We start from the raw sequence: 14,927 nt of genomic DNA on the forward strand, positions 1-14,927 counted from the left end.
TAGCTTCGGAGGGACTCCATGATCGACATTACAAGTCTCAACTAAAGCTTGTCTGCCCCATGCCGATATCGTGCAGTAGATCTCTCTCGCAGGCACTCACGCTTACACGCACAAGGAAGTTGCGAATGTCTGTGGCCATTCTGATTTATCCACGCCTCATCTCTCTTCTCGTACCCCGCTGCCCTGCCGCTGAACGACTGGCCACAACCCGGCTGACTTCGCGGTGAGTGCTACACACCGCTGTTTATACGATCCAGACGTCGCGCGCGACACAATATGTCGCGGGCATGTTCGACATTTACTCGTCTTGTTTTACTTCTGAACCAGCGAGAGATATTCCCATGCATGAGTCCTTCTATCCGTCGCAGAAACGCTCGAAGCAGCCCACTTTGTTCCTGGCCATCGACATGTGGGGGATTGAAGGTGAGTACGCCGACGGAAACTGGCATGTCCTGCTTCACAGGTTCGCTCTGGACTGGAGCAAGAAACATCCAGACCAGGCAACGGCGACGCTATGGTCAAGCGTTCAACCCTGCAGCCTTTTTGCCAATGGATCGTCTTGCTACGTCTCCGGCAGCTCCAGGTTGCCCGATGCGTTTTATCAGCAACTGGAGAGCTTTCTACGCTCAGAGTTCGGTAACTGCGCCCGTATTGGTGGAGAAATCCAGGTCAATCCGGATGAGTGGCGGGTGTACCTGCACTTTGAGAACGGCGCAGTCTGGGAGAAATACAACGGCTATGAATGGAGGGAGCTCAAGTTGTGAAACGACTGGAGCCCCTCACCCACAACGATGCCCATAAACTTTTTTGATATACGCAAGGATTCGTACTGATCATGTTGAAAACCCAAAGTACCTACCTCAACTATCTGAAATCTATCCTGCCGCTCATTGTAGAAACCTCGATCCAGCCCGATGAAGTGACGCAGCTGCAGAACGATATCGAACATACCGAACTGCTCGTCCCCGTCATTGGTGCGTTCAGCGCTGGCAAGAGCAGCTTGCTGAACGCTTTCCTTGGCGAAAACGTCCTGGGTATAGGCCTGACGCCCGAAACCGAGTTGGCCACTGAGTTGCGCTACAGCAATGACCCGCATCTCCTGGCCATTCGCCTGGATGGTAGCAGTGAGCGCCTGGGCGTCAGCGCTCTTGCCGGTATCAAGACTCGCGCCAACGAATTCACCCACCTTCAGTTGTACCTGGATAACCCGCGACTCAAAGCCTCGCCCTCACTGGTGCTGGTTGACATGCCCGGGTTCGGCTCCTCATTGGCCAACCACAACAAAGCAATCGCGTACTACCTGCCCCGCGGCGTGCACTTCATCGTGGTGACCAGCGTGGAAGACGGCAACATCACTCAGTCGATGTTGCGTCAACTGGATGACCTGCAGACTTACGGGCGTGATTTCACCTTCCTGCTGAACAAGGTCAACCTGCGCTCGGACGAGCAAGTGCAAGAAGTCGCGGAACTGATCGACGAGCAGATCCGGATCAACTTTGTCGACACGCGCCCCCTGATCAAGGTAGGACTCGACGGAGATATCCAACTGGCCGAAGTGCTTGCGCGCCTGCAACCCGAACAAATCGTTCGCCAGGTGTTTGAAGATCGATTGAAAGATCTGACCCATTCACTGCTTAACCAGATCAACCTTGCGCTGACCTCGCTGAAAAAGAACCAGGCCGAAAATCAACATGCCCTGAGCGAGCTGGCCAATGGTATTCGGCAGATCGAGCGCAAGCGCGACGGCATTCTTGAAGACCTGCGCGACAAGCAGCTGGACCGCGCCGTCGACAGCTGCCTCAACGCGGTCGGCCGTGAACTTGATAACGCACAGTCGGAACTGGTCAGCGCCGGTCTGGCGGGTAATCAGGAAGCTTTTTCGCGGATCGTATCCGAAGTGGTCCGAAGCTCGATGACCCGCACCATTAAGGAGCAGATGGACATTCTCAGTCGCTCCGTCGTCACCGACTTTGCGCAAGCCGTGGGTGACCTGGGCAAGAGCATGGGCCAGTTCAGCAATGATCCCAACTGGCTGGACCAGATCACCGACAGGATCAACCGCACCCTGCAAAAAACCGGAGAGGCCCTGGGCAACTGGAGCAAATCGCTGGCCGCACGCAATACAAACGAACTGGAAAGACTGAAACAAGAAAGTGGCTGGAAGGACGGAAACCCGCTACCCAAAGTGAGCTATCAAGGCCTGGCCACCGTGCTGGCAGTCACTACGTCCGTAGTCAATCCACTGATCGAACTGGCCATCATCTTTCTTCCGCAGATTCTGTCCTTCCTTAATGAGGGGCGTCAGCGTGACCAACTCCGCCAGAAAGTGACCAATGAAATCATTCCTTCGGTTAAACGCGAGTTGCGGGATCGACTGCCGGTCCTGCTCGCCGAACAGATGGAAGTGCTGGTGACTCAAGTCAGCGTGGAGTTCGAGCGCGAAATCGGTGAAAAACAGAAGCTCATTGATGAACTGGTCGCCAGCCGCAATCACGATGCCGAGGCGGCCGAGCATCAGATCGCGCTACTGACCCGCGCCAGAGAACAACTGCAACAACTCGCCAAACAAGCCCTCTACGAGTCGCAGCAATGAACGCACAACACGTCCTGGATCTAAACCAACGCCTCCATCAATGGATGGAAAAGTACAACCCTGAGCTGGAAAAAGACATCGCTCAATGGCTGCGCAAGCACGCCATAGACAGCACCGAAGACCTGGACATAGCCTTCAGCCAATTAGTCGAAGAGAATCGTTTGCTGCAGATCGGCGTCGTGGGTCGAGTAAAAGCCGGCAAGTCTTCATTGCTCAACGCTCTGATCTTCGACGGTCATGCGATTCTGCCAAGGGCTGCCACCCCGATGACCGCTGCGCTGACCACCCTGACCCATGGCGACACCTTCGGGGCCGAGGTTCAGTTCTACAGCGCGGCTGATCGGGAAAATATCGAGCAAAACGCCCTGCGTTACGAGCAACGACTTCGCGAAGAAAAGTCTCGCGCCTACGAAACGCTGAGCCAGCGCCGTCAGCGCAGTGGCCGACACGTAGAAGACGCGCAGTTCCATGCTGACGTCGAGAAAACTGCCCGGCGAGCCCTGCAAGGGGAACATGCGCTGGCGGCTGCCCATGACCAGTGGCAGAGCATTCGCAGCTCCAATGTCGATTTCAGATCCCTCGACAGCCTGGGCCGCCTGCAGGCAACTGATGCTCAGTCATTGGCCGACAAGCTGCTGGACTATGTCGGCGTCGGCGGCAACTACATGCCGTTGACCAAAAGCGTCGATATCTTCCTGCCGCTGGACTCGTTGCGTAACGTGCGCATCATTGACACCCCGGGCCTGAATGACCCTGTGCAGTCCCGCGAAGAACGTACGACAGCCTTGCTCAAGAATTGCGATGTGGTCTTTATCGTCAGCCCTGCCGGCCAGTTCCTCAGTGAGCAGGACATCGAGATGATGAGCCGGATCACTCAGAAAGAGGGTGTCCAGGAACTGGTGTTGATCGCCAGCCAGGTCGACAACCAGCTGTATGGCAGCGACACCCGCCAGCCAACGCTTCAGGGATCGCTGGACAAGATCACTCAGACGCTCAGCGCGCACATGGTCGATACCCTGCAACGCTTGAAGGTCCAGCATCCGGAGATCGGTGCGACTTTCGACAATCTGATTGATAAAGGCGCCGGCAAGGTCCTGCATACCTCGGGCATGTGCCACAGCCTTTCGGTTCGTTTTGACCAACAGAACGATTGGGACAGTGGCGAGCAGAAGGCGTGGGAAAACCTTCAAGCGAATTACCCTGACTTCTTTACGCCAGAGCATGCCGAACGTTGCCGAGGCAATCTCGACCTGCTGGCCAACACCGAAGCGCTGCGGGCGGTGCTGGACAGTGTCCGCGCGCAGAAGGACCGCATTATCGAAGATCGGCGCGAGGAGCTCATTCGCGCCAAGTCCTCGGCACTGGAAGCGTTCCGGGCCGACTTGCTGAACTTTACCCAGGCCAAGTATCAGGAAGTCCGCAATGCCGATATTGAGGACCTGAAGGCTCAGCGGCGCAAGCTGGACAGCCTGATGGTAGTGGGCACCTACGAGCTCGATAACGTATTGACCAATTGCGCAAAAGAGTTTTGCGAGGATCTGAAAAAGGATCTCACAAAGGAACTTGAATCTGCTTATCGCTCCACGCTTAAGGAGGTCGGTGCATCCGCTAGTGAAGAGTCGAAATCCAGAGAGGTGGTGCGCGACAGCATCGTGGCAAAATTTGCCAACTGGGGTTGGGGTGGCGGCAAGGAAACCCACCACTACACCGTATTCAAGTTGTTCTGGCGCCAGGTATGCAACGAGCTGGAGGAGTTTGCCGAAGGTCTGACAGGCACCCTGAAAAGCACAAGCGATGCCCTGACTAAAAAGTTTCGCGACAACCTAGTCAAGGAATCGACCGCGGTCGCCAGGCGTCACCTTGGCGATGACCTGGACACCGCGTTGATCATCCGAACCAACCAAGGTCTGGCTGCCCGCCTCAAGCTCCCCGTTTTTGAACTCAGCAGCCAGGAACTGAGCAAACTCAAAGGCACTGGCAGTTACCTGCTGGACGATGAGGCACGAGAGTTCCTGCACAATGCCCGGCATCTTCTGGATGGCCTCAAGGGACAGGCCAAAAAGCAAATCCGTCATTTGGCGGAGGACGTGACTGAAAAGCTTCCACCCTCCTACGGCAGTGCATTTTTCCAGGATATGCAGGCGCGGATGGAACAGCTGGAAGAACAGGTCGAAAATACTCTTCTGACCCTGGACCGCCTGCAACGCATGGCCAAGGAACTGGAGGCGGCATGAAGACTGAATTGTTTCCTCCAGCGCTGATGACCCAACTGGATAAACTCGGCCAGTTGTTCATCCGGCGTCGCAAGCTGCTGCGTGACGGTGTGGTCGAAACTCTCAAGGTTGCGGATGATCAGCACTATGCCTTGACCCGCGAATATCAGGGCGCAGTGGCGCGTCTTGAGACGCTGACTGCCGACCATGGGCAACTGACCGAACGCCAGGCCAGCACCGCCGCCGAGCTGACCGACACCCGGCAAGCCTTGCACGCTGTGCAGCAGTCGCTGGAGCAGGCCAATACTGAGCATACGCACGCTCAACAGACGGCGCGGCTGCGCTTCGACACCTTGTCGACGCGGCATGCGCAACTGGTGCAGGAACGTAACAGCATTGAGGACGCTCGCCACGTCCTCGAACAAAACCTCGAGCAAGCGCGACTTGAATTGCACGCCGGTGCCGAAGCGCTCAAGGCGGCGGATGAACGTCATGAGACGCTGACCCAAGAGCACCAGAACACCCTGGCGCGCCTTGAAACCCTGACAGCGGAACATGGACAACTGACCGAGCGCCAGGCCAACACCGCTGCCGAGTTGACCAGCACCCGACAGACACTCGAAGGTGTGCAGCAGTCGCTGGAAGAGGCCCTCGACCAGCATCAGCGCGACCAGGAGCAGGCGCGCGAACGCTTCGACAGTCTGTCGATGCAACATGCCCGACTGGAACAGGAACGCAATACCGTCGAGTCGCAACGTCAGGCTCTTGAGCAGACACTGGAACAGACTCGCCTGGAACTGCAAGCCAGCATCAAGGCGCACGAAACACTGCAACAGATCCATGAAGATGAGCTACAACAGCACGCTCAGTTGGCGGACGAATTTCAAGCGTTGAATCAACACCACGGGGACACCTGGACGCGCTTCCAGCTCATCTCCCGGCTGCTCGCCGCTCGCCCTCGGGAAAGCGCTGGCCTGGCCCGTTTCAGAGAATTGCTGGCGAACGATTACATGGTGTTCGCAGACAATGAATCGTCCCTGGCCGCCGAAGCCAAGGCCCTCACAATGTTGCAGTCGATCCAGCAGGAACTGGCCTTGCTCGTAGGCTTTCCAGACGTTCATGAGCGCACCATCGTCGGCATTGTCGGTGGCTTCAGCAGCGGCAAGTCCGAGTTCATCAACAGTTTCATCCGTGACCCCGAGGTGCGCCTGGCGGTCGGTATGCAGCCAGTCACCGCTATCCCCAGCTACGTGCTGGCGACTGATGAACGGATGATTCGCGGGTACTCCGCGAACGGTGGCCATATCAAACTGGATGTGGACTTCTACAAAAGCATCTCCCATGCCTTCATCAATTCGTTCAGTTTCGACTTGAAGAGCCTGATGCCGTTCATGTGCGTGGGTGTTCAGATGAACCCTGACTACTTCAGCAACATTTGCTTCATCGACACACCCGGCTACAACCCACCGGCGACGGCGGCCGAACACAGTCAGGGTGACAAACGCACTGCCATCCAGTTTGCGCAGCAGTCCGACGCGATCATCTGGCTGATCGGCCTCGACTCCAACGGCACGGTGCCTGACTCAGACCTGGACTTTATCCAACAGATTGGCGTCGAGCAGCGGTCGGTCTATGTCGTTCTGACCAAGGCCGACCTCAAGTCCGAAGACGACATCGAGTACGTCATGGATGAGGTCCAGGACATCCTGCAATCCGAGGGAATTGTGGTTGTCGGGATCAGTGCGTACAGCTCCACCCTGCGCAACGAAGTGGCTTATCGAGACGTGCCACTTCTGGAGTATTTCTCCCGGATCAACCTACAAGGTGATGCGCGGCAACACCTCGATGGGCGACTGCGCGAAGTTTTCTCGATGTATGACGATGCCATTCAGGCAGATATCAGCGCGATGCGTACACAAAAAACCGCCATCAACGGACTACGACTCGACAGCCTGGAAATCGGTGGCAAGGATGTTTATGAGCGAATGCTCGGCCCCATCGACAAACTCGACAGCAAACTGGATACAGCACCATTGGAGCGCTGGCTCAAGGAGTCACGACGTCTGTTCGAGGACTTCAGCGATGCCGTCCGGCTGACTGCGGAAGTGCCCGAAACAGAGGTATAGAGGCGGGTTTGGCGAAAACCACTTCACCGTCCATCTTGATCACACAACCCTCGTCAAAACCAATGACCGTAGAGAGAAACCCATGTCAGACAACGCATTTGAAAAGGATTACTCAGACGACTCGTTCTGGGACAAAGTTAAAAACTATGCGAAATACGCTGGCGAGGCGGCACTAGAACCCGCACTGAAGATGTACTACGCCGCAACCGACTCAGACACGCCCACCTGGGCAAAAACCACCATTTATGGTGCGCTCGGCTATTTCATCTCTCCGATCGACGTCATCCCCGACATCACGCCAATCGTGGGCTACACCGACGACATCGGCGTGTTGTGCGCAGCGTTGGCAGCGACCGCTACTCATATCAAGGCAGAACACGTGACCAAGGCGAAGGAAACACTGAAGCAGTGGTTTTCCTGATCTGACCGGGAAGCCTTACTACAGGTCCCGCTTGGGGTAAGGCTTCAGCGCAACCGTCAGCGTCATGGCATGGCCACAAACCATGACACACCCCATTCCATCTCTCCTGAAGAGTCAATCTCATGGATTACCAAACCCTCAAGGCGCGCCACCGACTTGAACGCGACAACCATCACGTCAACCTGACATTGCGTGTGCATCGGTCCTTGAGCTGGTTGCAACGCGCCGAACAAGCTGATGATCCCGACGGTCGTTTCGTTTTCCTGTGGATTGCCTTCAACGCCGCCTACGCAACTGACATCGACGAGAACTATCGGTTATCCGAACAGGAAACCTTCCGTGCCTTTCTGCGCAAGCTTTGCGATCTAGATCGCGAGCGGCAGATAGAGACGCTGGTATGGTCCGAGTTTTCCGGAAGCATCCGTGTGCTGCTGGATAACCCATACGTTTTTCAGAGCTTCTGGGATCACCAGAATGGCAAGATCACCGAGCAACAATGGAGCGAACGTTTCGCCGACGGCCGACGCAGAGCACAGTCCGCTCTGGCACAACGCGATACTGCCGATGTACTCGCGGTGCTGTTCAATCGCATCTACACCTTGCGCAATCAGATCATGCACGGCGGTGCGACCTGGGATAGCAGTATCAACCGACCACAATTGCGCGATTGCGGGAAGCTGCTTGGCAAGTTGGTGCCGTTAATCATCCATCTGATGCTGGAAAATCCCGACACGCTCTGGGGGGACGCATGCTATCCGGTCGTGCAGGCTTGAGTGGAAAGTGAATCAATCCCCGCCAGTGGCTGCCTTACGCCAAATATCGCTCTCTCGTTCCATTTGCTTGTACTTCTGGTACAGATCAAAGCTCTTTTTGAGCACCACGACCAGACCCACTGTTGCCAGCACGTTCTTCAGCATTGCTCATCCCTCTCTGGTCCATTTTGTGGATTCCAGACTAAGAGTCAGGCACGACAGATTGTGTCGAGCCTGAACACTCACTGACCACTGTTACCACGACACATTCTGACCAGCCCTCATCCCATCCTGCCTCCTCCACAGCATCAGGAGATTCAGCATGGGTACCCGACTCACCCCCTTCGCCCACGACAGCCGTCGCGCTGCCGACACTTGTGCACTCTCGCTGAAGTGGAGTTTCCAACTGCTGCTGGACCTGGGGGGGCATCGGAATTTAATCAGTCGACACGGGTTCAACGATGATGATCTGGCCCGTGAGGTTGGCCTGACCAAATGGGTAGACCGAGACGAGTACAGCCAACCGCAAGCCTTGTCGGCCCTGCGTCGAGCCGCTCGCGCTTTCGAGGCAAGCAATCTGGATACACCTTACCCGGATCGCCTGGGGAGCAATCTGGAGGCATTGGGGACATTGTTGGGACTGGAAGAGGAAGAGTTGCGGGTACTGGGTTTCTGCGTACTGATGCATATCGACCCGGTGCTCTGTGATGCTACCGATCAGTTGGGCATGGTGGGATTCAACCGTGCCATGAAAGTCCTCGCGGTATTGTTGGGCCTGCAACTCCCCGAGGTCGAGGCCTGCCTGGCGAGTAATAGCCCCCTGATCCGGGCGGGCTTGCTGGAGGTCGGGAGCAATTCCCGCGCCTCAACAGCACTGAGTTCGATGTTATCGGTGAGTAATCAGGAGCTTCCCGGCCTGCTGCGATTCAGCAAAGGCACATCACTGGATTTGTTTGCTTATGCCTTCCGCCTGAGTCCGCCAGGCAGCCTGAGCCTGGAGCACTACCGACACATCAAACAGCCACTGAACATCGCCGAACGCTACTTGGCCAAAGCCTTGGCACAGGGCCGTCAAGGCGTGAACATTCTGCTTTATGGTCCGCCAGGCACCGGCAAGACTCAGCTCAGTCGACTGCTCGCAAAGAGCCTGAGCAGCGCGCTTTATGAAGTGGCCTGCACGGACAGCGATGGCGACCCCGTGCATGCAAAACAGCGTCTGTGCTCCCTGCGCGCGGCCAATAGCGTGCTGCGCTCGCAACGGGCCCTGCTCGTACTGGATGAGATCGAAGACATCTTTCAAACCGCCAGCACCGACGCTCATAGTCGCTCGCAGAAGGGTTGGATCAATCGCATGCTGGAGGAGAATGCGCTGCCGTGTTTCTGGTTGAGCAATAGCATTGAGGCTATCGACGCTGCACATATACGTCGCTTCGATCTGGTGATCGAGATCCCCAACCCGCCCTTGGCGCAGCGCAAGCAGATGCTGCGTGAGTGTGGCGGGGGCAAGTTGAGTGATCAGTTGATAGAGCATCTCAGTGCCCATGAACAGGTGACACCGGCGGTGCTGGAGCGAGCCGTACGAGTAGGCCGCAGCGTAGGAAACCGTGCCAGCAAGACGCTGGACACGACGATCCGTTGCATCGTCGACGGCACGCTGAAAGCACAAGGCCTCGAGAAGCTGCAACAAGACGGTGGTAGCAGCTTGCCCACCTTCTACTCACCGCAATGGATCAACGCCGACCACGCTCTTGACGGTCTGGTTGACGGACTGCGCGTCCATCCCCAGGCACGCCTGTGCTTCTACGGCCCGCCAGGTACCGGTAAAACTGCCTTTGGCCAATGGCTGGCGCAAGAGTTGGGCAAGCCGTTGATGGTCAAGCGCGTCTCCGACCTGGTTTCACCCTATGTCGGAATGACGGAGCAGAATCTGGCGGGCGCCTTCGAGCGCGCGCATCAGGAAGACGCAGTGCTGCTGCTCGATGAGGTTGACAGTTTTTTGCAGGACCGACGCAAGGCGCGGCAGAGCTGGGAGGTGACCGCGGTCAATGAAATGCTCACGCAAATGGAGAGCTATCAAGGGCTGTTCATTGCCTCGACCAACCTGATCCGAGACCTGGACGAGGCTTCCTTGCGGCGCTTCGATCTGAAGGTACATTTCGGTTACCTGGTCACCGCCCAGGCCCTGGCGTTGTTTGCCGCACACTTGAAAGCGCTGGCCTTGAAAGACCCGCAGCACAGCGCAGCCAATCGCTTGCGAGGTGAGGCGCATCTGACCCCGGGTGACTTTGCGGCAGTGGCGCGCCGAGGGCGTTTCAAGCCATTCGCCAGTGCCGACGAGCTGGCGGGGGCGTTGCTGGCCGAGTGCCGACTCAAATCCGCCGGGCAACAGCGCCCAATCGGTTTCATACATTAACCAGACTAAAGGTTGCCGGGTTGTCGCCGATAGGCAGACAACCCGGCAAATTCGCTAGCCACAGGCCAGCTTCAATATTACAAGGATGATTTCTCTTGCCATCAGCCAAGATCCATACCGCGTTGAGTCGTCAATGGGAGTTGTTGCAACAGCTTCCCAAACGCGCCCCTGGTATCACAGTGAGTGAGTTGCTGACCCGCCTGACGACCGCAGGCTACTCCATCAGCCGCCGCAGCATCGAGCGCGACCTGCGTGACCTGTCCCTGGTGTTTCCGTTGCAGTGCAACGATGGAGGAACGCCCTTCGGTTGGTATTGGAAGCCGGGCGTGAGCGTCGAGTTGCAGGGCATCACCTTGACTGAAGCCGTAAGTCTGGCGCTGGTCGAAGATGCCGTGCGCCCGCTCCTTCCGGGCAGCATGTTGAGCGTGCTGGAACCGCGTTTCGAACATGCCCGGCAAAAACTCAAAGGCCTCGAAGACGGCAACCCCGCTGCCCGCTGGCCCGACAAAGTGGCGAGCGTTCGACCGGATTTCAATCTTCGAGCGCCGGAAATCCAGGCAGAAACGCTGGAAGCACTGCAACACGCCCTGATCAGCGAACAGCAAGTCCATTGTCAGTACTATTCGGCACACACCGACAAACTCAGTGAACTGACTCTCAACCCCCTGGCGATTGTCCAGCGTGGGCTGATCACCTATCTCATCGCCACCGCTGCGCCCTATACCGATGTCCGTCAGTTCGCGGTGCATCGCTTTCGCGCGGTAACGGTACTCGAAACTCCGTGCCAAGGGCTGGAGACGTTCGAACTGCAAACCTACTTGGCCACCGACGCCTTGCAGTTTGGCAAACCGGAGAAGATCCGGTTCAAGGCCTGGGTGAGCGAACACCAGGCAAGGATGATTCGTGAAACGCCCTTGAGCACGGACATGGTGCTAGAGGCGCTGTCGGATGGTTTTCAGGTGCAGGCGACCGTCAACAATACCTGGCAGCTGCACTGGTGGATTTTGTCTTTGGGTGATTCGTTGGTCGTGCGGGAACCGCCGGAGTTGCGCCAGCAAATGGGAGACACATTGCGGAGGGCGGCTGCAGCGTACGAACAGGAGGAAGGCAAGGCGAGCCTGGTGTAACTCGCCAGGAGGGTTCCAGACTGGCGGATCAATGCACTTTGCGGGTTCTAGCGAAACGGTCGCACCAGCCTGGCCTTGAAAATTTCCAGCCGAGAAGCCGGCCGTACATCCAATGCAGTGTGTCGGCATGAGGGGCAAATGGAAAACCAGTCGATCCCCTCACGCAGCGTATCGCTGGGCGGCACCGTTGTTTTTTTCCAGTGGCATTGGGGACAGGTGAATGTGAAGGGATGGGGCGGCCAAGGCATGGAGATAACCCGTCAGTCGTAGAAAAATGAAATCGTCGACGCTGCACGGCGTCAGGCCGAATCACCGGCGCGTTTGTCCAGTTCCTGTTTCATCTCGTTGTATTCACGGAAGAACTCGTAGCCTTTTTTTACAACGACGATGACGCCAATAATTGCGAACAGATTTTTCATGCTGCTGTCCCTTATGGTTGCCTGACTCAAGCGGTTCGGTTCGGTGTAAACCATTCGTCCTGCTGATGAGGCGAGCATGAGGGCGAAGCGCGACAAGACGTGTCGTGATCGGATGACTCATCGGCGCTTTGCTGAGGACTGCACCCTGCGCGCACTACTCCAGCAAGAGCCCATTGACCAATCGATAAGCCTCAGGCAACGCCAACTTTCCGCCTTCCACCGCCTCGATCAGCCGTAGCGCCTTATCGGCACTGATGACATCTTTCTCGATCACCTCACGAAGTGACGAAATAAAACCGGACTTGTCCAACAGCGTGACCGCCCCCATGCGCTCTTTGGCCTCCATCCCGGCCAACCGCTCCTGGTAGACCAACAACAATTCCTGCTTGCGCCCCTCTGACATCGCACCGCCGCGAATCCAGCGCGAGACGCCGTAGGCCAGAACACCACCGGCTGCCGCAGCGCCTAGTGCCCAGCCAAGTGGCGTCGCCGCCACGGCAGTGACACCGACCCAACCGGCGGCGGCGGTGAGGACCGGAATACTGGTCGCACCCGCGATACTCGCCACCGTGCCAGCTGCGGCGGCACCGAGGCCGATACCGAGCGTGCTGATGCCAACCTCCCCCAGGATGCGTACACGGTCGTGGGGGGCACGCTCAAGCTCATCGATGACCTTGAGCAGCTGCTTTTTGCTGATCTTCGATGGCCGACTCATGATGTTTTCGCCGAAGAAAATTCAGCCATGATGATCTGGAGCGTCTCAATGAACAGATCAAAGTACGTCCGGGCCATTTCGATAAGGTTCTGCGGAAGCTCCTCCAGGCTCACCCCTCTGCCGTTCCCGTCCGGATGCTTATCGCGTTGATGACCGGTGGCCGCGATCGTCACGCCAAGCAGTGCCCCCAATGGCGCCAATATCGAACCGAGCAACGGAATCGCAGCGATCAGCGAAGCGATAGCAGCACCCAACACGGTGCCAATGGCCAGATTCTTATGCGCCGTAATGAAGTCGCGCAACTTCATTACGATCAGCTTGCCGATGGAAACAACCTTGTTACCGATGCGCTGAGTCACGTTGAGCAGCTCTTTGACTCGTACAGCGATTTCGGGCGACAGACCGCATTCGCGCAACCAGATATAAAGATCGCTGCTGGCCATGGAATCACTTTCGGCTTGCATTAGTGCAAGCTCCAGCTCGGCTTGGGCCTTTGCAATTATTGTTGTCATTGCGCTTCCTTTTTGAGCGTTACGTAAGTTTCAGTTCAGTGGCTAAGGAGTTGCAGCCATAAAAAGCTCCACTGATTCTGAATCTGTGCAGCCCCTTGCAAAGGGTTTTAACACCGTTTGCAATCCGTTGTGTTCAACGCTCAGCACCGCGACGCCAACACCATTGGCTTTCTGGTACGTCATCGTCTCCAACAATGGCGCACCTCCTGAGCGAGGCACCAGTAATATCGATAAATCCGGCTTGCGGCCCTTCCAGCGCAAGCAGTCCCGGTACAAATGCGCCGACACCATGCCCTCCAGTACCCACTTGCGCTCAACTCGGTACTTGGCGTCCATCACAATGAACGAGCTCCCCGCCGGGCTTTCCACCGTAACGACAATGTCGGGACGGCGCTCTCCAGAAATGCTGGAAAAACCGTGACTGGTTTTTTGGTCGAACGCCGGGCAGCACACCTGTAGCCAGACATCGACCTGAGTCTCAGCCCCCCTCCCTTCACAACGTACGACGTCCACGCGTGAACCGGGCCAAAAATCACGCCACTGCAGGTCGGGATAGATCGACTTCATCATGGCCACCACCTGGAGGTAGCACCAACGCTCGTATATCTCCCATGTCGGGCTGATCCATAAGCGCTCTCCCTCGCTACTGCCGTCAATACCAGGGCGCAGCACGTACCATCCATGACGATAGGCCCGAGCGTAAGCAGGATGAGCGGAAACCGCGTTGAGCCCGGCAGCGGAAATTCGAGGCTGGCGCAGAGAGCAGAACGGCTCCCTGCGTTGAATTCTACGAAGGTCACTGTGCAAGCCTTCGAGGAACTCAATCCGCCGTCCAAGCCGAGGAGTCAACGCGGAGCGAGCCCCCGTATCGCCCTCTCCATCAATGATCTTTAGCAAGGCGGCAATGACGTATCGGCTGCGTCGCAGGGTTTCGCCAAGGACAACAGCCAACGCCTGATTGGCCGGATTATCCAGGTCCTCGAACACAGTGGGCACATCAAAGTGCAACACCTCACCGCTGGTATTGGCCGGTTCGAGGTTATAGAGCAACGCCGTCGCCGCAGGGTCTTGCAAGGCGCGTCGCAGGGTCTGGCGATCAATACGACGCAATTGATGCGCTGGCCGTAATGTTCGCTCTCGGTGCAGCCGTGTCAGCGGCTTGCGCAAGACTTCGGTAAACGCTGACAACAACGCCGGGCCATAACGTTTCAGTCGGGCATATTGCAGGTGCGGGTTGCTGGTCAGACCTTCCCGACCCACCTCCAACCGGGCGTACTCGTTGCCCATCAGCAAACGTATATCGAAGGCAAGGAGCTCGTCGAACATCGCGGCAAACGAAGTCTCGCCGAGCTTGTTTTGATCCGGAGCCACATCAAAGTGGTAGGTCGCTAAAACCTTGCCGTCAGTATCAATCAACTCAGCGACGACTTTGCCCGCATAAAAACCCGGCTCCCATCGCCATGCATCAAATGCCTCATGGCGCGAGCTTTCCAACGGTTCATCATCAACAAACAAGCGGGACCCGGGGACAATCTCGAAATAATAAGTGCCGCGCTCCATGAAGCCCGAAGCCAAGGCTTCGGGGCTGACGGTAAACATGCTGCCTTGTTTGTCAACGCATCGGATAATCGCCATG

12 protein-coding genes are annotated in these 14,927 nt (G+C 56.9%); 8 read left to right on the plus strand and 4 right to left on the minus strand.

The window, feature by feature from the left end; genetic code table 11:
- Positions 1-341 precede the first annotated feature (341 nt).
- From ATI14_RS02380 to ATI14_RS02405, 6 genes are all read left to right on the plus strand, one after another.
- The gene (locus tag ATI14_RS02380; RefSeq protein WP_058410007.1) at positions 342-764 is read left to right on the plus strand and encodes a hypothetical protein; all 423 of its coding nucleotides are present in this window, start codon (positions 342-344) and stop codon (positions 762-764) included.
- Positions 765-835: 71 nt separating this feature from the next.
- On the plus strand, positions 836-2,593 hold the full coding sequence (locus ATI14_RS02385) for a dynamin family protein (protein ID WP_080520238.1): 1,758 nt from the start codon (positions 836-838) through the stop codon (positions 2,591-2,593).
- Complete coding sequence (locus tag ATI14_RS02390; RefSeq protein WP_080520239.1) at positions 2,590-4,827, plus strand: dynamin family protein; 2,238 nt, start codon at positions 2,590-2,592, stop codon at positions 4,825-4,827. Before ATI14_RS02385 ends, ATI14_RS02390 begins: the two co-directional genes overlap by 4 nt.
- Positions 4,824-6,932, plus strand: a complete 2,109-nt coding sequence (locus ATI14_RS02395) for a dynamin family protein (RefSeq protein WP_080520240.1) — start codon at positions 4,824-4,826, stop codon at positions 6,930-6,932. Before ATI14_RS02390 ends, ATI14_RS02395 begins: the two co-directional genes overlap by 4 nt.
- 82 nt (positions 6,933-7,014) lie before the next feature.
- The gene (locus ATI14_RS02400) at positions 7,015-7,353 is read left to right on the plus strand and encodes a YkvA family protein (RefSeq protein WP_080520241.1); all 339 of its coding nucleotides are present in this window, start codon (positions 7,015-7,017) and stop codon (positions 7,351-7,353) included.
- Between the two features lie 122 nt (positions 7,354-7,475).
- On the plus strand, positions 7,476-8,126 hold the full coding sequence (locus ATI14_RS02405) for a HEPN domain-containing protein (protein ID WP_080520242.1): 651 nt from the start codon (positions 7,476-7,478) through the stop codon (positions 8,124-8,126).
- A gap of 12 nt (positions 8,127-8,138) precedes the next feature.
- On the opposite strand, the gene ATI14_RS31820 is transcribed toward ATI14_RS02405, so the two are convergent.
- Entirely contained in the window at positions 8,139-8,270 is a 132-nt protein-coding gene (locus tag ATI14_RS31820) for a hypothetical protein (protein ID WP_257788443.1), read from the minus strand.
- A 157-nt stretch (positions 8,271-8,427) separates the two neighbouring features.
- On the opposite strand from ATI14_RS31820, the gene ATI14_RS02410 reads away from it, so the two are divergent.
- Both ATI14_RS02410 and ATI14_RS02415 read left to right on the plus strand, forming a co-directional pair.
- Positions 8,428-10,518 (plus strand): AAA family ATPase, encoded by a 2,091-nt coding sequence (locus ATI14_RS02410; RefSeq protein WP_080520243.1) that lies wholly within the window; start codon positions 8,428-8,430, stop codon positions 10,516-10,518.
- A 95-nt stretch (positions 10,519-10,613) separates the two neighbouring features.
- The gene (locus ATI14_RS02415; protein WP_080520244.1) at positions 10,614-11,645 is read left to right on the plus strand and encodes a helix-turn-helix transcriptional regulator; all 1,032 of its coding nucleotides are present in this window, start codon (positions 10,614-10,616) and stop codon (positions 11,643-11,645) included.
- 573 nt (positions 11,646-12,218) lie between these two features.
- Here ATI14_RS02415 and ATI14_RS02425 read toward each other — a convergent pair.
- Genes ATI14_RS02425 through ATI14_RS02435 form a run of 3 tightly spaced genes read right to left on the minus strand, consistent with a single transcriptional unit; the run spans position 12,219 to position 14,926 of the window.
- Positions 12,219-12,779: a hypothetical protein gene (locus ATI14_RS02425; protein WP_080520246.1), complete on the minus strand. Its 561-nt coding sequence runs from the start codon at positions 12,777-12,779 to the stop codon at positions 12,219-12,221.
- Positions 12,776-13,291: a hypothetical protein gene (locus ATI14_RS02430; protein WP_231124349.1), complete on the minus strand. Its 516-nt coding sequence runs from the start codon at positions 13,289-13,291 to the stop codon at positions 12,776-12,778. The genes ATI14_RS02425 and ATI14_RS02430 overlap by 4 nt, the downstream gene beginning before the upstream one ends.
- A 42-nt stretch (positions 13,292-13,333) precedes the next feature.
- Positions 13,334-14,926 carry a nuclease domain-containing protein gene (locus ATI14_RS02435; protein WP_080520247.1) on the minus strand — a complete coding sequence of 531 codons (1,593 nt, stop codon included), beginning with the start codon at positions 14,924-14,926 and terminating at the stop codon, positions 13,334-13,336.
- Position 14,927: the final 1 nt, after the last annotated feature.

Source organism: Pseudomonas tolaasii NCPPB 2192 (assembly GCF_002813445.1).
In the GTDB taxonomy this organism is placed as follows: domain Bacteria; phylum Pseudomonadota; class Gammaproteobacteria; order Pseudomonadales; family Pseudomonadaceae; genus Aquipseudomonas; species Aquipseudomonas tolaasii.